Raw genomic sequence first — 20,656 nt, 5'->3', positions numbered from 1 at the left:
GGCCGACGGCGGACCGGCACGGCACCGTGCCGCAGCGCAGGCACGCGACAGTCCAAGGATAAATTAGAACGATTTCAGGGCTTCGGCAAGGAGCGCGGCGCGAATCGTCGGCACCACCGACGATTCGCGCCGCGCCCGCCGGCGGGTCAGTACCCCGTCGCGATGCGCTCGACCAGCTGCTTCACGGTCGGGATGAAGCCGCCGGCGTAGTAGGGGTCGGACGCGAAGCGGTAGGCGTTGTGCCCGGCGAACATCAGCTGGTTCTCGCAGTCGTCGGTGTGGCTGACCGCCTGCAGGGTCTTCTGGATGCAGTAGGAGCGCGGGTCGGCCTTCTTGCCCGTGGTGCCCTCCTCGTTCTGCGACCAGTTGGAGAAGCGGCAGGCGGACAGGCAGCCCATGCAGTCGATCTGGTCCTGGAGGATCTGCTCCGCCTTCTCCGGGGTCACGAAGACCAGGGTGCTGTCGGGCGTCTTCAGCGCCGTGGTGAAGCCCTGGGCGACCCAGGACTGGGCGCGCTGGCGGTCGGTCTCGGTGAGGTAGACCGGCCGGCCGCGCGGCCCCACCGGGAACTCGGCGGCGTGCTCGCCCACCGGCTTGGGCAGGAAGGCGACCTGGCGCTCGGAGCGGGCCATCAGTTCCAGCATGAAGGGGTTCTTGACGCCCGAGGAGTAGAAGCCGGTCGGCGAGAACTGGTTGAGGAAGACGTCGCCCTCCTTCAGCGTCAGCAGCTTGCGCTTCCACGCCATGGAGATCGGGCTTTCCTCGGTCAGCAGCGGCCGGGTGCCGAACTGGAAGGCGATGGGCCCGAGGTCCGGGTTGTCCAGCCAGTCCTCCCACTCGCTCAGCCACCACACGCCGCCGGCCATGATGATCGGCACCGCCTGCAGGCCGAAGCTGTTCAGCATCTGGCGCAGCGCCAGCACGCGGGGGAAGGGGTCCTCGGGGCGCTGCGGGTCCTCGGAGTTGGACAGGCCGTTGTGGCCGCCGGCCAGCCAGGGGTCCTCGTAGACGATGCCGCCCAGGTTGTCGCGGAACTTCTGGTAGGCGCGCAGCCACAGCGCCCGGAAGGCGCGGGCGGAGGAGACGATGGGATAGTAGTGGCAGCCGTAGCGCGCCGCGATCTCGGCGATGCGGTAGGGCATGCCGGCGCCGCAGGTGACGCCGTGGATCAGCCCCTTGGCCCCTTCCAGCGCGCCGTGCAGGATCGCCTCGGCGCCGCCCATCTCCCACAGCACGTTCATGTGGATGCGGCCCTGGCCGTTCGAGCGCTCATGCGCCATGCGGGCCTGGGCGACGGCGCCACGGATGCCGTAGGCGATCAGCTCGTGGTGACGCTCGCGCCGGGTCTTGCCGTGGTAGACCTGGGGGATGATGTGGCCGCTCTCGTCGTAGCTGTCGGCGTTGACGCCGGAAAAGGTCCCGACGCCGCCGGCAGCGGCCCACGCCCCGGAACTCTCGCCGTTCGAGACGGCTACCCCCTTACCACCCTCCACGAGGGGCAGCACTTCCCGGCCGGACATGAGCAACGGCTTCAGCGCCTTCAACGGAACCTCCAAACCCAAAGAGCATCCAGCAACGCGAACACAGGGGCGTGCCGGAAGTCGTGAGCCTTCCGGGCGTGCCCCTCTGGTTTGCGGCGTAATATATGGGGAAAGCGTCGGCGGTACGAGCGGATTTGCGCCGCCGTGCCGGCAAACCGTCACATCGGGGCCAGTTCGGCGGCGAGCCGCCCGGGTGCGTCGGTGAAGACCGCGGCGACACCCCAGGCGAAGAGGTCGCGCGCCCGCGCCGCGTCGTTGACCGTGTAGGCGAGCACCGGCCGGCCGGTGGCGCGGTAGGCGGCGACGCTCTCGGCCGTCTGCCGCTTCTGGTCGAGGTTGAGGGTGGCGGCGCCCAGCCGGTCGGCGATGGCCGCCCAGTCGGCCGGTGCCTCCTCCATGAGGTAGCCGCGCGGCAGGTCGGGGGCGAGGCGCCGCGCCACCTCCAGGCACTCCGGCTCGAAGCTCGACAGCAGGAGCGGCCGGCCGGCCGGCCAGGCGCCGCGCAGCACCGCCAGCGCCGCTTCCGCCGTTTCCACGGCGCGGCCGGGCGACGGCTTGATCTCCAGGTTGAGGCCGAGGCCGAGCTGGCGCACGAGGTCCAGCATCTCCGCCAGGGTCGGCACCTCCTCCCCGGCGAAGCGCGGGTCGAACCAGCCGCCGGCGTCGAGCCGCTTGAGGTGGGCGAGGTCGATCTCCGCCACCGGGCCGGCACCGGAGGTGGTGCGCTCCAGGGTGTCGTCGTGGATGATCACCGGGACGCCGTCGCCGGTCAGCATGACGTCGACCTCGACCCAGGCGGCGCCCTGGCGGGCCGCCTCGCGCACCGAGACCAGGGTGTTCTCCGGCGCGCTCTCCTTGGCGCCGCGGTGGCCGATCAGGCGGGGAAGGGTCGACAGCATGACGCTCCGGCGGTACAACGCGGGCCACCCGCGACGGGAAGCCGACGGTTTTCCCGTATGGCGCAAATCCGGCGCCCGGAAAAGCGAATTCATGACCCAGAAGACCCTGCGCAGCGTCCCCGACCTGGTGGCCGCCGGCCTGCTGTCCCCCGAGGCGGCGGCCGGCGTGTCCGGCGTCGCCGAACGCTACGCCGTGGCGATCACCCCGTACCTCGCCGGGCGGCTCGCCGGGGCCGCCCCGGACGACCCGCTGTACGCCCAGTACGTGCCGTCGCCGGAGGAGGCGTACACGGCGCCCGCCGAGACCGCCGACCCCATCGGCGACCACGCCCGTTCGCCGGTCAAGGGCATCGTCCACCGGTATCCCGACCGGGTGCTGCTGAAGCCGCTGCACGCCTGCGCGGTGTACTGCCGCTTCTGCTTCCGCCGCGAGATGGTCGGCCCCGGCGGCGAGGCGCTGAGCGCCGAGGAGCTGGCGGCGGCGCTGGCGTACGTGGGCGGCCGGCCGGAGGTGTGGGAGGTGGTGGTCACCGGCGGCGATCCCTTCCTGCTGAGCGCGCGCCGCCTGCGGGAGATCGTCGACGCTCTGGCCGGCATGGGGCACGTCGGCGTGGTGCGCTTCCACACCCGCCTGCCGGTCGCCGATCCCGAGCGGGTGACGCCGGAACTGGTGGCCGCCCTGCGCGCCGACGGGCTCGCCACCTGGGTGGCGGTGCACGTCAACCACGCCGCCGAGCTGACACCGGAGGCCGGGGCCGCGCTGGCGCGCCTCGCCGACGCCGGCGTGCCGCTGCTCGGCCAGACGGTCCTGCTGAAGGGGGTCAACGCCGACGCCGCCGCTCTGGAGGCGCTGTTCCGGGCGCTCGTGCGGCACCGGGTCAAGCCCTACTACCTGCACCATCCCGACCTCGCCCCCGGCACCGCCCACGTCCGCCCGACGCTCGACGAGGGGCGCGCCCTGGTGAAGGGGCTGCGCGGCCGGGTCTCGGGCCTGTGCCAGCCGACCTACGTGCTCGACATCCCCGGCGGCCACGGCAAGGCGCCGGCGGCGCCGTGCTGGGTCGAGACGAGCCCCGACGGCACCGCCGAGGTGGAGGACTTCACCGGGGCGCGGCACCGCTACGCGCCGTGAGGCTCAGCGCGGCGGCAGCACCGCGGCGGTGCCGAACAGCGGGTCGGGGTTGATCAGCACGGTGTGCACGGCGACCACCGAGGCGTAGCCGGTCCACAGCGCCTCCGGCATCCAGCTCCAGCCGATCGCCCGGTCGTTGTCCCAGACGATGGCAATGGAAAAGATCGTCAGCAGGAAGAACAGCCCGGTCCACGCCAGCGCCAGGATCGGGCTGCCCAAGGTGAAATAGACCCAAGTGAAGCTGGCGTAGAGCAGCCAAGTGCCGACCTGCAGCGCCGCCAGCCAGTCGTAGTCCCAGATGCGGTGGCGCTTGTTGACCATCCGCACGTCGCCCCAGAGCTGGATCGCCGTGATGGTGAACCAGATGATCGGAAAGGCCAGCGGCGGCGGCTGCAGCGGCGAGACGGCGTGCCCCGGGAAGGGCTCGCGGTCCGGCGAGAGGAAGTTGTAGGCGTTGGCCAGCAGCCAGAACAGCGCCGCCTGCCACCACGTCACCCGAAACCCGACCTCGTCCCGCATGCCCGCTCCCTTCGTCGCACCCTGCCCCGCCGTGAACCCTACCTTATGCACGGAGGCGGAGCTTCAACAACAGGGGCGGGGGAGCGCCGGCAAGACCATGGCGTTTGGACCTTTGCCCTCTCCCGGCCTGGGCTAACGTATGCACACATCTGGTGCGGCACCGCAGAACAACCCTCCCCTGCGAAGCGGGGGAGGGAGGGGACCCGCGGCGGAGCCGTGGGGAGGGTGGGGGCAGGAGGTGTGTCAGCCATTCCGCTCGACGGTATCAGGCGGTGGCGACCATCACCGACATCCTGTTCCTGGAGCAGGATCGCATCTACGCCGAGCATTGGAGCCGGCCGGCCGGCGGCGCCTGGGGTGCTGCGGAGCACCTGATGGGGCCGCAGGCGGTCGTCCGGCTGCCGTGGTTCGGCGCCACGCTCCCGCTGGCGGCGGTGTACCGGCGGGTGCTGGAGGAGGACGCGGCGGCGACGTGAGGGGGCGGGGGCCCGACACCGTCACGGCGGCCCCCCGCCCCGTCACTCCTCGATGTCGCGGGCCAGCACCTCGCGCTTGCCGGCGTGGTTGGGCTTGCTGACCACGCCCTCGGTCTCCATGCGCTCGATCAGGCGGGCGGCGGAGTTGTAGCCGATGCGCAGCTGGCGCTGGATGAAGGAGGTCGAGGCCTTGCGCTCGCGGCAGACGATGGCGACCGCCTTGTCGTACATCTCGTCGCCCGTCGAGCCGCCGCCGGGGCCGGCCCCGTAGCCGCCGTCGCCGCCGCCGGCCGACTCCTCGTCCTCCTCGGTGATGGCGTCGACGTAGCTCGGCTCGCCCTGGGACTTCAGGAACTTGACCACCTGCTCCACCTCGCCGTCCGAGACGAAGGGGCCGTGGACGCGGGTGATGCGCCCGCCGCCGGCCATGTACAGCATGTCGCCCTGGCCCAGCAGCTGCTCCGCCCCCTGCTCGCCGAGGATGGTGCGGCTGTCGATCTTCGACGTCACCTGGAAGGAGATGCGGGTCGGGAAGTTGGCCTTGATGGTGCCGGTGATGACGTCGACCGACGGGCGCTGGGTCGCCATGATGAGGTGGATGCCGGCGGCGCGCGCCATCTGGGCGAGGCGCTGGATCGCCGCCTCGATGTCCTTGCCGGCCACCAGCATCAGGTCGGCCATCTCGTCGACGATGACGACGATGTAGGGCAGCTCGGTGAGGTCGAGCGGCTGCTCCTCGAACAGCGGCTTGCCGGTGTCGGGGTCGAAGCCGGTCTGCACGCGCCGGGTCAGCGACTCGCCCTCGGCCCGCGCCTCGCGCAGGCGGGCGTTGTAGCCCTCGATGTTGCGCACGCCGAGCTTCGACATGTTGCGGTAGCGGTCCTCCATCTCCCGCACCGTCCACTTCAGCGCCACCACCGCCTTGCGCGGGTCGGTGACGACCGGGGCCAGCAGGTGGGGGATGCCCTCGTAGACCGACAGCTCCAGCATCTTCGGGTCGATCATGATGAAGCGGCAGCGGTCGGGCGGCAGCCGGTACAGCAGCGACAGGATCATCGTGTTGATCGCCACCGACTTGCCCGAGCCGGTGGTGCCCGCCACCAGCAGGTGGGGGAAGCGGGCGAGGTCGGCCACCACCGGCTGGCCGCCGATGTCCTTGCCGAGCGCCAGCGCCAGCTTGCCCTGGCTGCGCTCGTAGGAGTCCGCGGCCAGCAGCTCGCGCAGCAGCACCGTCTCGCGCCGGGCGTTGGGCAGCTCGATGCCGATGACGTTGCGCCCGGGCACCACGGCGACGCGCACCGACACCACGCTCATGGTGCGGGCGATGTCGTCGGCCAGGCCGATGACGCGCGACGACTTGGTGCCGGGCGCCGGCTCCAGCTCGTAGAGCGTCACCACCGGGCCGGGATGGACCTTCTGCACCTCGCCGCGCACGCCGAAGTCGGCGAGCACGCCCTCCAGCTTCTCGGCGTTGCTCCGCAGGGTCTCCTCGTCGAGCCGGTCGCCGCGCCCGGCGGTGCCGGGAAGCTGCAGCAGGTCGAGCGGCGGCAGCTCGTAGTCCGCCTCCTCCGCCTCCAGGTGCAGGGCGGCCTGCCGGCGGTCGGGGGCGGGTCGGGCGGGCGCCGGGGCGGCGGGGGCGACCACCGGCACCGGCCGCGGCCGGCGGTCCTCGGCCGGCGGCGCCTCCGCGGCGGCCGCGCGGCGCGGCGCCCGCAGGACGACCCGGCCGTCGTCGTGAACGGCGTCGTCCGCGGCGGCCTCGTCCGGGGCCGCGGCCGGCGGCGCATCGTCGAAGCGCGGCGCCCGCGGCTCGTCGAAGCTGGGGGCACGGCGGCCCAGCATGTCCCCGGCGGCGCTGCCGGCGGCGCGGGCCGCGCTGGCGCCGTGCCGGCCCATCGCGGCGGCGCCGCTGCGCGCCGCCCGGCCGGCCGCGCCGGCCAGCCCGCCCATCGCCCGCACGCCGCCCAGCCACTCGCCGGGCGAGACGCCGTAGGCGGCGAACAGCAGGAGCCCGGCCAGCACCGTCGCCGCCGTCGCCACGGCGCCGAAGCCGGCGCCGCCGAACAGGTCGGCGACGGCGTGCAGCAGCAGCACGCCGAGGCTGCCGCCCGGCAGTCCCAGCGGCGCCCCGGTCATGCCGGACCCGGCGAAGGCGGTCGCCGCCATGACGACGCCGGCCAGCCCCAGCAGCAGGCGCAGGACCGGCCGGCGCACCGGCTTCTGGCTGGCCAGCCGCCAGCCCCAGGCGACCGGCAGCAGCGCCAGCAGCCAGGACGCCCAGCCCAGCCCCTGCATCAGCAGGTCGGCCAGCCAGGCACCGGCGGCGCCCAGCAGGTTGCCCGTCTCGCCGGCGCCGACGCTGTTCCACGACGGGTCGGCGGGGCTGTAGCTGCCGATCACCAGCATCAGCACCAGCCCGACGCAGCCCAGCGCGAAGCCCGCCAGCTCGCAGGCGCGGGCGGCGACGAAGGCGCGGGCGGCGGGCGACAGCAGGGGGCGCCGCTCCGGGCGCATGGCCGTGGCGGTGGCGGCCGGTCCGGGGGAGGCGCTGCGGCGGCTGCTCATGGTGCGGGCCCTGTCTGGTGTCTCGGAAATGGCTCAGCCAAGGATGCGGGCGATGGTCGCGCAGGCGTCGCCGACCACCGCGGCGTCGTGCACCAGGGCGACGCGGATGAAGGCGGCGCCGGGGTTCGGCTGCCCCGGCGCGGCGCCGGACAGGTAGGCCCCGGGCAGCACGCGGATGGCCCCCTCCTGCCACAGGCGGCGGGTGGCGGCCTCGCCGTCGCCGACGTCCAGCCACAGGAAGAAGCCGCCCTCGGGGCGGCGGTAGCCGAGCCGGCCCTGCAGCGCCGCCTCGGCCGCCGCGAACTTGGCGCGGTAACGGGCGCGGTTCTCCTCCACGTGCGCCTCGTCGCGCCACAGGGCGGTGGCGGCGGCGAGCGCCGGCAGCGGCGTTCCGGCGTTGGCGTAGCTGCGCAGCCGGGCGAAGCGGGCGATCAGGTCGGGATCGCCGGCGACGAAGCCGGAGCGCAGGCCGGCGGCGTTGGAGCGCTTGGACAGGGAGTGGAAGACCAGGACGTTGGCGAAGGCCCCGTCGCCGCCGTCCGGCGCCAGGGCGGCGGCGGCCTGCAGCGCGCCCGCCGGAGGCCGGTCCAGGTAGATCTCGCTGTAGCACTCGTCGACCGCCAGGACGAACCCGTGGGTGCGGGCGAGGCCGATGGCCTTCTGCAGATAGGCGGCGTCGGCCGCCGCCCCCTGGGGGTTGGAGGGGGTGCACAGGTAGAACAGCGCCGTGCGTTCCAGGAGCTCCGGCGCCAGCGCGTCGAGGTCGGGCAGGAAGCCGGTGTCGCGGGTGGAGGGCAGGAACACCGCCTCCGCCCCGGCCAGCACCGCGCCGCCCTCGTAGACGGCGTAGAAGGGATTGGGCACCAGCACCGCCGGGGTGCGGCCCGCCTTGCGCTCGGGCACCGCCATGAGCGCCGTGAGGAACAGCGCCTCGCGGGTGCCGGCCACCGGCAGGACCATGCGCTCGGCGTCAAGCGCGCCCGGCGGCAGCGCGAAGCGGCGGGTCAGCCAGGCGCCGGCGGCGGCGCGGAAGTCCGGCGTTCCGGCCAGCGGCGGGTATTTGCCCCAGAGATGGGCGTTGGCGGCCAGGGTGTCGGCGATCAGCGCCGGCGGCGCGTGCTGCGGCTCGCCGATCGACATGATCGTCGGCTCGACGTTGGCCCGCGGAACGACGCCGGCCAGCAGGCCGGCCAGACGGGTGAAGGGATAGTCGCTCAACCGGCCGAGCCGGTCGTTGCCCAAGGCACGCTCGTGCGCCGGGCCGGAGGCCTGGGTCGCCATGTCGCCGTGAAAATCCGCGGTGGTTGGTCCTCGCCGCCCGGGTCCGGGGGTCCCGTGCGCAGCGGCGACGACTCTACCGGCGGCGTCCCCCCGGCACAAGCGCCCTGCCCGTAACAAACGCCGCCGGCGCCGCGAGGCGCCGGGACCCATCCCCGGCCGGCGGGACGGGTCCCCTCCGGACCGCCGGCAGCGGGCCGGCGGTCCGACGGGTCAGAGAGCCTCGCCGTTGGTCTCGCCGGTGCGGATGCGCACGGCGTGGGCGATCTCCAGGACGAAGATCTTGCCGTCGCCGATGCGGCCGGTGTTGGCGGCCTTCTGGATCGCCTCGACGACCTGCTCGGCCTGGTCGTCCGAGACGGCGACCTCGATCTTCACCTTGGGCAGGAAGCTCACCGAATACTCCGCACCGCGGTAGATCTCGGTCTGGCCCTTCTGGCGGCCGAAACCCTTGACCTCGCTGACGGTGAGGCCCTGGATCCCGAGCGACGTCAGCGCCTCGCGCACCTCGTCGAGCTTGAACGGCTTGATGATGGCCATAACGAGTTTCATCTGGCTCCCCTTCGATTCGTTGGTCCGGTCCATCGCCAACGCCGGTGCCGCCGCCGCGCCGCGGGCCCGACGGGTCGAGGCGCTTTGGCGTTCGTCCGGACGTCGTCGCGCCGACCGCGGTACCCCTATCTACAAGAATCGTGCCGGCCGTTCGACGCCGCGAAACCAGGCGGGCCGGCGCGGCCAGCATGCCGTGCTTTCCGGCAAATGACCAGTTTTTGTGCACCGACCGGCGTTGGCGCAACTCGGCCACTGGACAAGCGCCCCGCGGCGGCCGATTGTGACGGCGCTGCATCCCCGGGACAGAAGGACACGCGCCATCATGAGCGAGACGGCCCTCTCGGAAACGATCGTCACCGAGGTGGCGGTGCTGGGCGGCGGGCTGGCCGGCCTGACCATGGCGGCGGCGCTCGCCACGGCCGGCGTGCCGGTGGTGTGCATCGACCGCGACAGCCCGGAGGTGCAGGGCCGCGACGATTTCGACATCCGCACCACCGCCATCGCCTACGCCTCCATGAAGGTGCTGGAGGGGGCGGGCGTGTGGCGGCACATGGCCGAGGACGCCGGCCCCATCCTCGACATCCGCGTCGCCGACCAGTTCTCGCCGCTGTTCGTCCATTACGACCACCGCGAGCTGGCGGTGGACGGCAGCCCGCAGCCCTTCGGCTGGATCCTCGACAACAAGGACATCCGCCGCGCCCTGTTCGCCCGCGTGCGCGAACTGCCGGGCCTGCGCCACCTCGCCCCGGCGCAGGCGGTGCGCATCGAGCGCGACCGCGCCGGCGCCCGCGTGGTGCTGGCCGACGGCCGCACGGTGCGGGCGCGCCTGGTGGTCGGCGCCGACGGCCGCCGCTCGCTGGCGCGCGAGACGGCGGGCATCCGGCTGCGGCAGTGGGCCTACGATCAGACCGCGATCATCTGCACCATCCGCCATTCCGAGCCGCACGGCGGCGTGGCGGTGGAGCATTTCCTGCCCACCGGCCCCTTCGCCGTGCTGCCGATGACCGGAAACCGCTCGTCGATCGTCTGGAGCGAGAAGTCGTCGCTGGCCGCCCTGTATCTCAAGCTGCCCGACGACCAGTTCGTCGCCGAGCTGCAGCGCCGCTCCGGCGGCTATCTCGGCGAGATCGAGCTGCTGACCCGGCGGCAAGGCTGGCCGCTCTCGGTGCTGCTGGCGGAGGAGTTCGTGGCCCCGCGCGTCGCCCTGGTGGGCGAGGCGGCCCACGCCATCCACCCCATCGCCGGCCAGGGCCTGAACCTCAGCCTGCGCGACGTGGCGGCGCTGGCCGAGGTGGTGGTCGACGCCTGGCGCCTCGGCCTCGACGTCGGCGGTCCCGAGGTGCTGGCGCGCTACCAGCGCTGGCGGCGCTTCGACACGGTGCTGCTGGCCGCCGTGTGCGACGGGCTGGTCCACCTGTTCTCCAACGACATCGGCCCGGTGAAGCTGGCCCGCGACCTCGGCCTGGCGGTGGTGAACCGGCTGCCGCCGCTCAAGCGCTTCTTCATGCGCCACGCCATGGGCGTCGTCGGCGAGCTGCCGCGCATGATCCGCGGCGTGCCCCTGTAGGGCGCGGCGGCGGGGCTCCCGCCGACCGGCGGCCCGCACCGCCGATCTCACAGGGAAGTCCGTTGTCCAGGGGAGTGTTCGTGTGTATCAACGGGCCCTCGACAGTCTCAGGCGCTGCACGGAGAGGGCGTTCCAGGCCGTGAGCGGTGATCTCTCCCTCGACCAGATGCGCGACCTGCTGCTGCCGGCGGGCCATTCGCCGATCATCCAGCGCCGGCGCGCCGTCCTGATCCAGTCGCGGGTGCGCATGGTGGCGGCCACCTTCGCGGTGCTGACGCCGCTGTGGATCGTCGTCGACCTGGTCATCTTCGCCTGGCCGCTGTGGGGCTGGCTGGCCCTGCTGCGCATCCTCGCCAGCGGCGCCTTCGGGGCGCTGGCGCTGGCCCACCGCACCAGCGACGACATGGCGGCGGCGTGGCGCGGCCTGGCGCTGCTGCTGGCGGTGCCGACCGTCTTCTTCCTGCTCTCCCACCCCATGCTGAACGAGCAGGAGATCACCGATTCCGCGCTGGCGGTGGCGGCCGGCTACGCCTTCCTGCCCTTCGTCATGGTGGCCGGGCTCAGCGTCTTCCCGCTGACCGTGGCGGAAGGGGTGCTGTTCGCCCTGCCGCTCCTGTCCGCCCACCTCTTCGCCGGCTTCTACGGCTCCCTGGTCTTCCCCTTTCCCCACTACGTCGGGGCGTTCTGGCTGCTGCTGCTGATCATGGTGGTGGCGACGCTCGCCGCGATGAGCCAGCTCCACTTCATGATGGCGCTGGTCGACCAGGCCTCGCACGACGGCCTGACCGGCGCCTTCGGCCGCCGCATCGGCGAGGAGCTGCTGCGCCTGCAGCACGCCCACGCCCGGCGGGCCGGCCAGCCGCTGGCGGTGGCCTTCCTCGACCTCGACGACTTCAAGGCGATCAACGACCGCTACGGCCACGACGAGGGCGACCGCACCCTGCGCAACGCCGCCGAGGCGGTCCGCGGCATGCTGCGCCAGAGCGACGTGCTGGTGCGCTGGGGCGGCGAGGAGTTCCTGGTGGTGATGCCCAACACCACCCGCGAGGGCGCCGCCGCCGCGGTCGAGCGCCTGCGCGCCCGCGGCCTCGGCCGCCGCCCCGACGGCGGGCGGCAGACCGCCAGCATCGGGATCGCCGAGACGGTCGCCGACGGCGCCGAGGACTGGGAGAAGCTGATCGACCTCGCCGACCACCGCATGTACCTCGCCAAGCAGCGCGGCAAGGACTGCCTGGTGGCGGGCGGCGAGATGGAGACGGGCACGACGGTCCAGACCGCCGAGCGTTGATCACGACTTCGTCAGCAGCGGCACCCCGTGCTTGCGGATCTTCGCGCCGACCTTCTCCGCCAGCATGGCCAGCATCCAGGGCAGGTCGACCTCGACCCGGGCGTGGTCGTCGGCGACGTGGACGCGGCTGTCGATGGTCTGGCCGAGCGCCACGACCCGCAGGTTCAGGCCGTGCTCGGTCCAGGTCTCCTCGACCGCGGCGTTGAGGGTGGAGAGCTGGCCGCGCGCCGTCTCCAGGCCGTTGCGCAGGCGGCGCTGCGCCTCCTCGCGGCCGAGCTGGTGGGGGATGGTGACGACGACGGGCTTGGGCATGGAGGCCTCCCTGGGCTGCGGTCCACCGCTTCAACGCCGCAGCCGCCGTTTCGGTTGCCGCAAAACGAAGGCCGCCCGGGGTCTCCCCCGGGCGGCCCGAACCGGCGACGGTATGGTCCTGCGCTTACTCGTCCCGCTGGCCGAGGAAGTGGAGCAGGAACATGAACAGGTTGACGAAGTCGAGGTAGAGGGTCAGCGCGCCCATCAGCGCCAGCTTGCCCGACGACTCGTGGTCGTAGTTGTCGGCGTAGACTTCCTTCAGGCGCTGGGTGTCGTAGGCGGTGAGGCCGGTGAACACCAGCACGCCGATCACCGAGATGGCGAACTGCAGCGCGCTCGACGCGAAGAAGATGTTCAGCAGGCTGGCGACGACGATGCCGATCAGGCCCATGATGAGGAACGAACCCATCTTCGACAGGTCGGCCTTCGTCGTGTAGCCGTAGAGGCTCATCGCCAGGAAGGTCGAGGCGGTGACGAAGAAGGTCAGCGCGATGCTGGAGCCGGTGAAGACCAGGAAGATGGTCGACAGCGACAGCCCCATGACGCCGCAGTAGGCCCAGTAGATGAGCTGGGCCGAGGCGAACGACAGGCGGTTGATGCCGAACGACAGCACCATCACGAAGGCCAGCGGCGCCAGCATCACCACCCACTTCAGCGGGGTGGCGAACAGCGTCTGCATCAGCTCCGGGCTGGTCGAGGCGAGGAAGGCCACAAGGCCGGTGACCACGAGGCCGCCGCCCATGTAGTTGTAGATGCGCAGCATGAACTGGCGCAGGCCCTCGTCGAAGTAGCCCTGATCGACGGCGCGGCCCGCTGTCGCATAACGATGGAAAGCCGGGTCAGCCATGGTTTGTCCCTCGGATCGGTCGTTTGTACCCCTGGCCGCTTATATTGGACATATGGCGATAGACTTCAACGGGAATCGGTGGTGGCGCCGTCTCGATGAAGCGCTTGTCATGGTGCGTCAACACTGGAGCGTGGCATCCAATATATTACGTCTTCACTCGTTGCGCAGCAGAGGTGCGGCCGGTTGACTCATCGCCCGCCAGGTGCCGAGGAAGCCGAACGCCAGGGTGATCGCCGTGCACAGCGCCGCCGTGCCGAGCACCGCGGAGGGCAGAAACGTCCAGTCCCAGTCCATCAGCAGGGTCAGCACCGCCCACGCCGTCACCGTCCCCACCAGCCCGGCGATCGCCGCGGTGATCAGGCCGAGCAGCCCGTACTCCACGAGGAAGGCGCGCAGCACGTCGCCGCGGGTCGCCCCCAGCACCTTCAGCACCACCGCGTCGTAGACCCGGCGGCGGTGCCCGGCGGCGACCGCCCCGGCCAGCACCAGGGTGCCGGCCACCAGCGTGATGCCGGCGGTCGCCCGGACCGCGGTGCCGATGTGGCCCAGCATGGACGCCACGGTGTCCAGCGCGTCCTTGACCCGCACCACGGTGACGTTGGGGAAGCCGGCCAGCACGGCGCGCTGCACCGCCGCCTCCACCGCCGGCGATCCGGCGCGCACGGTGGCGATCCAGGTCTGCGGCGCCGCCTCCAGGGTGCCCGGCGCGAAGACCATGGTGAAGTTGATGGACAGGGTGGAGAAGTCGGCGGCGCGGACGCTGGCGATCTCCGCCTCGATGGTGCGGCCCAGGATGTTGACGCCGATGCGGTCGCCGGGGCCGACGCCCAGCGCCTCGGCCACCGCGGTGTGGATCGACACCAGGGGCGGCCCGCGGTAGTCGTCCGCCCACCAGGAGCCGGCGACGATCTCGCTGCCCGCGGGCAGGGTGGCGGAATAGGTGACGCCGCGGTCGCCGCGCAGCACCCAGGCCTCGTCGCGGTCGACGACCGCCTGCTCCGCCGGGATGCCGTTGACGCTGTCGATGCGCCCGCGCAGCGACGGCACCGCCTCGAAGTCGGCGGTGCCGGGCACCGCCAGCACGCGGTCGCGCACCGCCGCGTACTGGTCGGGCTGGATGTCGATGAAGAAGAAGGCGGGGGCGTCCTGGGGGATCGTCTCGCCGATGCGCCGGGCGAAGTTGCCCTGGATCAGCGCGATGGCGACCAGCACGGTGAGGCCGAGGCCGAGCGACAGCACGACGCTCCCCGTCGGGTTGCCCGGCCGGTGCAGGTTGGCGAGGGCCAGGCGCAGGCCGGGCCGGCGCGGCCGGCGGGCGCGCGCCGCCCCGGCGGTGACCAGCCAGGCCGCCGCCCGGAAGGTGGCCAGGGTCGCCGCCGCGCCGCCGACGAACCACAGGGCGAAGCCCTTGTGCTGGGCGGTCGCCACCGCCAGGCCGCCGAGCGCCAGCCCGCACAGCGCCGTCGCGGCGATGTAGACGGCGCGCGGCCGTCCGCCGGCGGGGGCCACGGTGTCGCGGAACAGGGCGCCGGCCGGCACCTCGCGGGCCCGCCCCAGCGGCCACAGCGAGAAGGTCAGCGCCGTCAGCAGGCCGAAGGCGGCGGCGATGGCCAGGGCGCCGGGATAGACGCCGACATGCACCGCCACCGGCAGCAGCCCTTCCAGGAACGCCCCCAGCAGCAGCGGCGCCACCGCCCCCAGCACCAGGCCGATGGCGATGCCCAGCGCCGCCAGGATGAGGATCTGCGCCAGATAGGTCTCGAACACCAGGGCGCCGGGAGCGCCCAGGCACTTCATGGTGGCGACGGTGGCCGCCCGCTGGTCGAGGTGGGCGCGCACCGCGTTGCCCACGCCGACGCCGCCGACCAGCAGCGCCGTCAGCCCGACCAGGGTCAGGAACAGGGTCATCCGCTCGATGAAGCGGGCGACCTGGGGCGAGGCGTTGGTGTAGTCGCGCACCCGCCAGCCGGCATCGGGGAAGCGCTCGTCCAGCGCGGCGCGCCACGCCGCGAGGTTGGCCGAGGGCGGCAGCGCCACCTTGTGGTTCCAGTAGAGCAGGCTGCCCGGCCGCATGATCCCGGTCTCCGGCAGCGACTCCAGCGCCACCATCACCCGCGGCCCCAGGCTGAAGCCGCCGGAGGACGCGCGGTCGGGCTCGCGGGCGATGACGTCGCGCACGGTGTAGGTGGCGTCGCCCAGGCGCAACGGGTCGCCGACGGCGATCCCCAACCGGTCGAGCACGGTGTCCTCCACCACCGCCCCCCAGCGCCCGTCGCGCCGCTCCAGCGCCGCCGCCAGGGCGGCCGGGGCGCCGCCGCCGTCGCGCAGCGCCACGGTGCCGTAGAGGGGATAGGCACCGTCCACCGCCTTCAGCTCGGCCAGCGAGGCGTCGGTGCCCTCGGCGTCGGCGCTGCGCACCATGGCCCGCGCCTCGACCGTGGTGGAGACCCGGCCCGAAGCCTCCAGGACGGCGCGCTGCTCGTCGGTCGCCGGGCTGTAGATCTGCCGCACCGCGACGTCGCCGCCGAGGATCGCCCGCCCGTCCTCGTTGAGGCCGTCGAGGATGCCGTCGGACACCGACTGCACCGCGGCGATGGCGGCGACGCCGAGCGCCAGGCAGGCGAGGAAGATGCGGAACCCCTGCAGGCCGCCGCGCAGTTCGCGCCGCGCGAAGCGCAGCGCCAGGAGAAGGCGCGTCATGGTCACTCCCCGGCGGCGCGGACGGCGGCGTGCGTGCCGTCGTCGACGATGCGCCCGTCCATCAGGGTCACCGTGCGGTCGCAGCGCCGCGCCAGCTCGGGGTCGTGGGTGATCAGCACGAGCGTCGTGCCGCGCCGTTCGGCCAGGCCGAACAGCAGCTCGACGATGTGGCCGCCGGTGCCGAGGTCGAGGTTGCCGGTGGGCTCGTCGGCCAGCAGCAGCGACGGCTCGGCGACGAAGGCGCGGGCGATGGCGACGCGCTGCTGCTCGCCGCCCGAGAGCTGGCCGGGGTAATGGGTCACCCGGTGGGCCAGCCCGACCGCCTCCAGCCCCTGGCGGGCGCGGTCGAAGGCGTCGCCGGCGCCGGCGAACTCCAGCGGGATCGCCACGTTCTCCAGCGCGGTCATGGTCGGCACGAGGTGGAAGCCCTGGAAGACGATGCCGACGTGGTTGCGGCGGAAGCGCGCCAGCCCGTCCTCGTCGAGCCCGCCGAGGTCGCAGCCGGCGACGCGGACGCGGCCGGACGAGGGCCGCTCGAGGCCGGCCATCACCATCATCATCGTCGACTTGCCGGACCCCGACGGGCCGACCACGCCGACGCTCTCGCCCGGCCCCACCGACAGGTTCAGGCCGCGCAGGATGTTGACGGGTCCGGCCCCGCTGTCCAATTTGAGGTGGACGTCGTCGAGCAGGACGATCGGCTGAACCGGTGAATCGGGTCGGGACATTGCAATGGATCTCGCGAGCGGGCGGAAGGGCCCTTCGCCATATGGCATGGCACGCCGCCTTTTCAACGCGACCGCCGGGGCGGTCCTGCTGCTGGCGCTGGCGGCGCCCGGCATGAGCGCGGCGGCGGCCGACCTGCGGCTCCTGGCGCTCGGCGACAGCCTGACCGCCGGCTACGGCCTGCCCGAGGGCGAGGGCTTCACGGTCCAGCTCGAGCGGGCGCTGCGCGAGGCCGGCCATGCGGTGGAGGTGATCAACGCCGGCGTGTCCGGCGACACCACCGCCGGCGGGCTGGCGCGGCTGGACTGGGCGCTCGCCGACCGGCCGGACGCGGCGATCGTCGAGCTGGGCGCCAACGACATGCTGCGCGGCGTCGATCCGGCGGCGGTGCTGGCCAACCTGGACGCCATCCTGGAGCGGCTCAAGGCGCGCGGCATCCCGGTGCTGCTCGCCGGCATGCGCGCCAACCCCAGCCTGGGCCGCGCCTACACCGAGCGGTTCGACGCCATCTATCCCGACCTCGCCGCCCGCCACGACGTGGCCCTCTATCCCTTCTTCCTGGAGGGGGTGGCGACCGACCCGGCGCTGAACCAGGGCGACGGCATCCATCCCAACGCCACCGGCGTGCGGGAGATCGTGCGGCGCCTGGTGCCGCACGTCGCCCGCTTCATCGACACGCGGGTGCCCGCCGCCCGCCCGAACGCCCAGGGGGGCTGAGGCATGAGCGCCGCCGCGCAGGACCCGCGCTTCCATGCCGCCGCCGCCGGCGGGGCGGACTGGGGGCAGGCCGTCAGGGCCTGCCTCGACAAGCTCGGCGAGGTGCGGGGCTGCACGCTGGGCTTCCTCTACGTCTCCGACTCGCTGGCCGAGCACGCCACCGCGATCGTCACCCTGCTGCGCGGCGTCACCGGCATCCGCGACTGGGTCGGCACGGCGGGGATCGGCGTGCTCGGCGGGGGCGAGGAGTTCTTCGACACGCCGGCGGTGGCGATCATGGCGGCCCGGCTGCCGGCCGACGACTACCGCGTCTTCCCCATCGTCAGCGAGGACCTGACGCCGCTGCGCCGCGCCGCCGGCGGCTGGCTCGACCGCAGCGGCGCCACGCTCGGCCTGGTGCACGTCGACCCGCGCCAGCAGCGGATCGCCGATCTGGTCGGCCGGGTGGCGGAATGCACCGGCGCCTTCCTGGTGGGCGGCCTGACCTCGTCGCGCGGGGAGTTCCCGCAGTTCACCGTGCCCGACACCGGCGCCACCATGGCCGCTGGGGCCGCTGGAGCCGCTGGGGCCACCGGCGCGGCGCGGGAGGGGACCGGCGGCGGCCCGGTCGGCGACGGCGGCCTGTCGGGCGTGCTGTTCGGCCCCGGGGTGGCGGTCGCCACCGGGCAGACCCAGGGCTGCTCGCCCATCGGCCCGCTGCGCACCATCACCGCGGCGCAGGAGAACGTCATCCTGGAGATCGACGGCCGGCCGGCCCTGGAGGTCTTCAAGGAGGACATCGGCGAGGCGCTGGCGCGCGACCTGCGCAGTGTCGCCGGCTCCATCTTCGCCGGCCTGCCGATCGCCGGCAGCGATACCGGCGAGTACCTGGTGCGCGACCTCGTCGCCATCGACCCGCGCACCGGCTGGCTCGCCATCGCCGAGCGGGTGCAGACGGGCCAGCCCGTCCTGTTCACCCGCCGCGACCCCGAGGCCGCCGCCGCCGACCTGGAGCGCATGCTGGCCGGCCTGAAGCGCCGCCTGCCGGGGCCGCCCCGGGGCGGCGTCTACGTCAGCTGCGTCGCCCGCGGCCCCGGCCTGTTCGGCGAGAACGGCGAGGTCGCGGCGATCCGCACGGCGCTCGGCGCGGTGCCGCTGGTGGGATTCTTCGCCAACGGGGAGATTTCCCACAACCGCCTTTACGGCTATACCGGCGTCCTCACCCTGTTCGTCTGAGCGAACCATCCGAACCATCACCCTGGGACAGTCTTCATGGAATACCGCCCGCTCGGCCGCACCGGCCTGACGGTGAGCGCCATCGGTCTTGGCACCATGACGTGGGGCCGCCAGAACAGCGAGGCCGAAGGCCACGCGCAGATGGACCGCGCGCTGGAGCGCGGCGTCACCTTCTGGGACACCGCCGAGATGTACGCCGTGCCGCCCACCGCCGACACCTACGGGCGCACCGAGACGATCATCGGCACCTGGTTCAGGAGCCGCGGCGGCCGCGACAAGGTGGTGCTCGCCAGCAAGGTCATCGGCCAGCCGCGCGGCGCCTTCGACTGGGTGCGCGGCGGCACGGCCCGGCTCGACCGCGCCAACATCCTGGCCGCGGTGGAAGCCAGCCTGCGCCGTCTGCAGACCGACTGGATCGACCTCTACCAGCTCCACTGGCCCGACCGCCTCGCCGTGCGCTTCGGCGCGCGCAGCTACCGGCACGCGCCGGAGGACGACGGCGCGCCGCTGGAGGAGACCCTGTCGGTGCTGGACGAGCTGGTGAAGGCCGGCAAGATCCGCGCCTTCGGCCTGTCCAACGAGACGCCGTGGGGCACCATGACCTGCCTGAAGCTGGCCGAGACCAGGGGCCTGCCGCGCCCGGCCAGCATCCAGAACGCCTACAACCTGCTGAACCGCACCTTCGAGAGCGGGCTGGCCGAGGTGGCGCTGCGCGAGGACGTCGGGCTGATCGCCTACTCGCCGCTGGCCGCCGGGACGCTGGCGGGCAAATACCTGGACGGCGCCGTGCCCGACGGCACGCGGCGCGCCGTCGACCACCGCAAGTCGCGCTACGACACGCCCAACGCCGACGCGGCCACCCGCGCCTATCTCGACATCGCCCGCCGCCACGGGCTCGAGCCGACGCGGATGGCCATCGCCTTCGTGGCGCACCAGCCCTTCGTCGCCTCGACGCTGATCGGGGCGACGACGATGGCGCATCTGGAGTCCAACATCGACGCCTTCGACCTCCGCCTCGATCCGGCGGTGCTGAAGGAGATCGACGGGGTGCACGCCCGCAACCCCGATCCCTGTCCGTAACCGGGCCCCGGCGCCCGCGCCGGGGAATGTCCGCCATGATCCGTCTGTTCGTCGCGCTGGAGCTTCCCGAAGACCTGCGCCAGCGCCTGTCCGGCCTCGGCGGCGGCGTGCCGGGGGCACGCTGGGCCGAGCCGGAGAACCTGCACCTCACCCTCCGTTTCATCGGCGAGGTGCCGGACGACCGGCTGCACGACATCGACGCCGCCCTGGCCACCGTCGAGGCCCCGGCCTTCGACGTGGTCCTCGACGGCGTCGGCGTCTTCGGCTCGGGGCGCAACGCCCGCGTCCTGTGGGCCGGGGTGGAGCGCAACGAGGCGCTCGGGCATCTCCAGGCCAAGGTGGAATCGGCGCTGGTGCGCGGCGGGCTGCCGCGGGACGAGCGCAAGTTCTCCCCCCACGTCACCCTGGCCCGCCTGAAGGAGGCGCCGCGCGAGCGCATCGGCCGCTTCCTGGAGGAGCGCGGCCTGTTCCGGGCCGGCCCGGTGCCGGTCGACCACTTCACTCTGTTCCGCAGCCATCTCGGCCGCACCGGCGCGGTGTACGAGGCGCTGCGGGACTACCCGCTGGGATAGCGGGCGTCACGCGGTCGCGCCGGCACCCGCCGTCACGCCCCGTACGCCGCGAGGAAGACGCGGACCGCGGCCGCCACGCGGTGCCGCCGCTGCTCCTCGGTCAGCGGCGCGCCGATGCCGATGAGGGCGCGCAGCTGGGTGTGGCCGTTGACCATGCCGAAGAACTGCTCCGCCGCCAGCCCCGGGTCGGGCACCCGCAGCACGCCGCGGCGGTCCAGCTCGGCGAGGTAGCCGGCCAGCGCGCCGTGGGAGTGCAGCGGCCCCGCCTCGTAGAAGTCGCGGCCGGTGTCGGGGAACTGCGCCGCCGTCGCCGCCAGGGTGCGCAGCAGCCGGCCGTAGTCCGTCAGGCTCATCAGCTCCAGCAGGCGCAGCCCCATCGCCGCCAGCACCTCGCACGGCGGGCGGCCGTCGCGCGTCCCGGCCAGCGGCTCGGTGATGCGCTCGCAGTGGGAGCGGACGATCGCCTGGAACAGCGGCTCCTTGCCGGCGAAGTGGGTGTAGATCGTCTGCTTCGACACGCCGGCGCGCTCGGCCACGCGGTCCATGCTGACCCCGTAGCCCTCCGCCAGGAACAGGTCGCGCGCGGCGGCCAGGATGGCGCAGCGCTTCTCCGGCGCCGGCGGCCGGCCGGCCCGGCGGCGGGGCTTGGCGGGACGGGCGCCGTCCACCG

Annotated in this window: 19 protein-coding genes; 8 read left to right on the top strand and 11 right to left on the bottom strand. The window is 73.2% G+C overall.

The genetic code is table 11. From position 1 onward, the window contains the following. Positions 1-146 precede the first annotated feature (146 nt). Both ACSBPG_RS01935 and ACSBPG_RS01930 read right to left on the bottom strand, forming a co-directional pair. Entirely contained in the window at positions 147-1,544 is a 1,398-nt protein-coding gene (locus tag ACSBPG_RS01935; protein ID WP_435535403.1) for an NAD(P)H-dependent flavin oxidoreductase, read from the bottom strand. Positions 1,545-1,699: 155 nt separating this feature from the next. Beyond that, positions 1,700-2,440, bottom strand: coding sequence for a glycerophosphoryl diester phosphodiesterase (locus tag ACSBPG_RS01930; protein WP_435535402.1), 741 nt, complete (start codon positions 2,438-2,440; stop codon positions 1,700-1,702). Between the two features lie 91 nt (positions 2,441-2,531). Between ACSBPG_RS01930 and ACSBPG_RS01925 the strand changes: the two genes are divergently transcribed. After that, on the top strand, positions 2,532-3,572 hold the full coding sequence (locus ACSBPG_RS01925; RefSeq protein WP_435535401.1) for a lysine-2,3-aminomutase-like protein: 1,041 nt from the start codon (positions 2,532-2,534) through the stop codon (positions 3,570-3,572). Between the two features lie 3 nt (positions 3,573-3,575). Here ACSBPG_RS01925 and ACSBPG_RS01920 read toward each other — a convergent pair whose 3' ends face one another. Next, the gene (locus tag ACSBPG_RS01920; protein ID WP_435535400.1) at positions 3,576-4,091 is read right to left on the bottom strand and encodes a tryptophan-rich sensory protein; all 516 of its coding nucleotides are present in this window, start codon (positions 4,089-4,091) and stop codon (positions 3,576-3,578) included. Between the two features lie 272 nt (positions 4,092-4,363). On the opposite strand from ACSBPG_RS01920, the gene ACSBPG_RS01915 reads away from it, so the two are divergent. Next, positions 4,364-4,567, top strand: a complete 204-nt coding sequence (locus ACSBPG_RS01915) for a hypothetical protein (RefSeq protein ID WP_435535399.1) — start codon at positions 4,364-4,366, stop codon at positions 4,565-4,567. A gap of 42 nt (positions 4,568-4,609) precedes the next feature. Here the strand turns inward: ACSBPG_RS01915 and ACSBPG_RS01910 are convergent, their stop codons facing one another. The 3 genes from ACSBPG_RS01910 to glnK form a co-directional block, all read right to left on the bottom strand. Further along, positions 4,610-7,132, bottom strand: a complete 2,523-nt coding sequence (locus ACSBPG_RS01910) for a DNA translocase FtsK (protein WP_435535398.1) — start codon at positions 7,130-7,132, stop codon at positions 4,610-4,612. Positions 7,133-7,165: 33 nt separating this feature from the next. Further along, positions 7,166-8,413, bottom strand: coding sequence for an aminotransferase class I/II-fold pyridoxal phosphate-dependent enzyme (locus ACSBPG_RS01905; RefSeq protein WP_435535397.1), 1,248 nt, complete (start codon positions 8,411-8,413; stop codon positions 7,166-7,168). A 210-nt stretch (positions 8,414-8,623) separates the two neighbouring features. Continuing rightward, entirely contained in the window at positions 8,624-8,962 is a 339-nt protein-coding gene (glnK, locus tag ACSBPG_RS01900; protein WP_435535396.1) for a P-II family nitrogen regulator, read from the bottom strand. Positions 8,963-9,284: 322 nt separating this feature from the next. Between glnK and ACSBPG_RS01895 the strand changes: the two genes are divergently transcribed. Both ACSBPG_RS01895 and ACSBPG_RS01890 read left to right on the top strand, forming a co-directional pair. Next, complete coding sequence (locus tag ACSBPG_RS01895; RefSeq protein ID WP_435535395.1) at positions 9,285-10,529, top strand: UbiH/UbiF/VisC/COQ6 family ubiquinone biosynthesis hydroxylase; 1,245 nt, start codon at positions 9,285-9,287, stop codon at positions 10,527-10,529. Positions 10,530-10,668: 139 nt separating this feature from the next. Beyond that, positions 10,669-11,817: a diguanylate cyclase gene (locus ACSBPG_RS01890; RefSeq protein ID WP_435535394.1), complete on the top strand. Its 1,149-nt coding sequence runs from the start codon at positions 10,669-10,671 to the stop codon at positions 11,815-11,817. On the opposite strand, the gene ACSBPG_RS01885 is transcribed toward ACSBPG_RS01890, so the two are convergent. From ACSBPG_RS01885 to ACSBPG_RS01870, 4 genes are all read right to left on the bottom strand, one after another. Beyond that, entirely contained in the window at positions 11,818-12,129 is a 312-nt protein-coding gene (locus ACSBPG_RS01885) for a polyhydroxyalkanoic acid system family protein (protein WP_435535393.1), read from the bottom strand. It lies immediately after the preceding gene. Between the two features lie 124 nt (positions 12,130-12,253). Then, positions 12,254-12,976 carry a Bax inhibitor-1/YccA family protein gene (locus ACSBPG_RS01880; RefSeq protein WP_435535392.1) on the bottom strand — a complete coding sequence of 241 codons (723 nt, stop codon included), beginning with the start codon at positions 12,974-12,976 and terminating at the stop codon, positions 12,254-12,256. Between the two features lie 153 nt (positions 12,977-13,129). Beyond that, positions 13,130-15,676 (bottom strand): ABC transporter permease, encoded by a 2,547-nt coding sequence (locus tag ACSBPG_RS01875; protein ID WP_435535391.1) that lies wholly within the window; start codon positions 15,674-15,676, stop codon positions 13,130-13,132. Positions 15,677-15,678: 2 nt separating this feature from the next. Beyond that, complete coding sequence (locus ACSBPG_RS01870) at positions 15,679-16,404, bottom strand: ABC transporter ATP-binding protein (protein ID WP_435535390.1); 726 nt, start codon at positions 16,402-16,404, stop codon at positions 15,679-15,681. A gap of 46 nt (positions 16,405-16,450) precedes the next feature. Here ACSBPG_RS01870 and ACSBPG_RS01865 point away from each other — a divergent pair, with 46 nt between their 5' ends. The 4 genes from ACSBPG_RS01865 to thpR are packed head-to-tail and all read left to right on the top strand — an operon-like array spanning position 16,451 to position 19,986. Beyond that, positions 16,451-17,119: an arylesterase gene (locus tag ACSBPG_RS01865; RefSeq protein ID WP_435535389.1), complete on the top strand. Its 669-nt coding sequence runs from the start codon at positions 16,451-16,453 to the stop codon at positions 17,117-17,119. Positions 17,120-17,122: 3 nt separating this feature from the next. Beyond that, positions 17,123-18,334, top strand: coding sequence for an FIST signal transduction protein (locus tag ACSBPG_RS01860; RefSeq protein WP_435535388.1), 1,212 nt, complete (start codon positions 17,123-17,125; stop codon positions 18,332-18,334). Positions 18,335-18,370: 36 nt separating this feature from the next. Then, positions 18,371-19,414: an aldo/keto reductase gene (locus ACSBPG_RS01855; RefSeq protein WP_435535387.1), complete on the top strand. Its 1,044-nt coding sequence runs from the start codon at positions 18,371-18,373 to the stop codon at positions 19,412-19,414. Positions 19,415-19,449: 35 nt separating this feature from the next. Beyond that, positions 19,450-19,986, top strand: a complete 537-nt coding sequence (gene thpR / locus ACSBPG_RS01850; RefSeq protein ID WP_435535386.1) for an RNA 2',3'-cyclic phosphodiesterase — start codon at positions 19,450-19,452, stop codon at positions 19,984-19,986. A gap of 32 nt (positions 19,987-20,018) precedes the next feature. Here the strand turns inward: thpR and ACSBPG_RS01845 are convergent, their stop codons facing one another. Next, on the bottom strand, positions 20,019-20,654 hold the full coding sequence (locus ACSBPG_RS01845; protein ID WP_435535385.1) for a TetR/AcrR family transcriptional regulator: 636 nt from the start codon (positions 20,652-20,654) through the stop codon (positions 20,019-20,021). Between the last annotated feature and the right edge of the window lie 2 nt (positions 20,655-20,656).

It is taken from the genome of Azospirillum sp. ST 5-10 (assembly GCF_051225715.1).
Classification (GTDB): Bacteria; Pseudomonadota; Alphaproteobacteria; order Azospirillales; family Azospirillaceae; genus Azospirillum.
Note: the sequence above shows the minus strand (reverse complement) of the source record. Positions and strands in the feature narration are given on the sequence as shown.

Coding starts and splice junctions, on each gene's coding strand:
- ACSBPG_RS01930 (WP_435535402.1), bottom strand. CDS start 2,440: ATGCTGTCGACCCTTCCCCGCCTGATCGGCCACCGCGGCGCCAAGGAG.
- ACSBPG_RS01925 (WP_435535401.1), top strand. CDS start 2,532: ATGACCCAGAAGACCCTGCGCAGCGTCCCCGACCTGGTGGCCGCCGGC.
- ACSBPG_RS01920 (WP_435535400.1), bottom strand. CDS start 4,091: ATGCGGGACGAGGTCGGGTTTCGGGTGACGTGGTGGCAGGCGGCGCTG.
- ACSBPG_RS01910 (WP_435535398.1), bottom strand. CDS start 7,132: ATGAGCAGCCGCCGCAGCGCCTCCCCCGGACCGGCCGCCACCGCCACG.
- ACSBPG_RS01905 (WP_435535397.1), bottom strand. CDS start 8,413: ATGGCGACCCAGGCCTCCGGCCCGGCGCACGAGCGTGCCTTGGGCAAC.
- glnK (WP_435535396.1), bottom strand. CDS start 8,962: ATGAAACTCGTTATGGCCATCATCAAGCCGTTCAAGCTCGACGAGGTG.
- ACSBPG_RS01895 (WP_435535395.1), top strand. CDS start 9,285: ATGAGCGAGACGGCCCTCTCGGAAACGATCGTCACCGAGGTGGCGGTG.
- ACSBPG_RS01885 (WP_435535393.1), bottom strand. CDS start 12,129: ATGCCCAAGCCCGTCGTCGTCACCATCCCCCACCAGCTCGGCCGCGAG.
- ACSBPG_RS01880 (WP_435535392.1), bottom strand. CDS start 12,976: ATGGCTGACCCGGCTTTCCATCGTTATGCGACAGCGGGCCGCGCCGTC.
- ACSBPG_RS01875 (WP_435535391.1), bottom strand. CDS start 15,676: ATGACGCGCCTTCTCCTGGCGCTGCGCTTCGCGCGGCGCGAACTGCGC.
- ACSBPG_RS01870 (WP_435535390.1), bottom strand. CDS start 16,404: ATGTCCCGACCCGATTCACCGGTTCAGCCGATCGTCCTGCTCGACGAC.
- ACSBPG_RS01865 (WP_435535389.1), top strand. CDS start 16,451: ATGGCACGCCGCCTTTTCAACGCGACCGCCGGGGCGGTCCTGCTGCTG.
- ACSBPG_RS01860 (WP_435535388.1), top strand. CDS start 17,123: ATGAGCGCCGCCGCGCAGGACCCGCGCTTCCATGCCGCCGCCGCCGGC.
- ACSBPG_RS01855 (WP_435535387.1), top strand. CDS start 18,371: ATGGAATACCGCCCGCTCGGCCGCACCGGCCTGACGGTGAGCGCCATC.
- thpR (WP_435535386.1), top strand. CDS start 19,450: ATGATCCGTCTGTTCGTCGCGCTGGAGCTTCCCGAAGACCTGCGCCAG.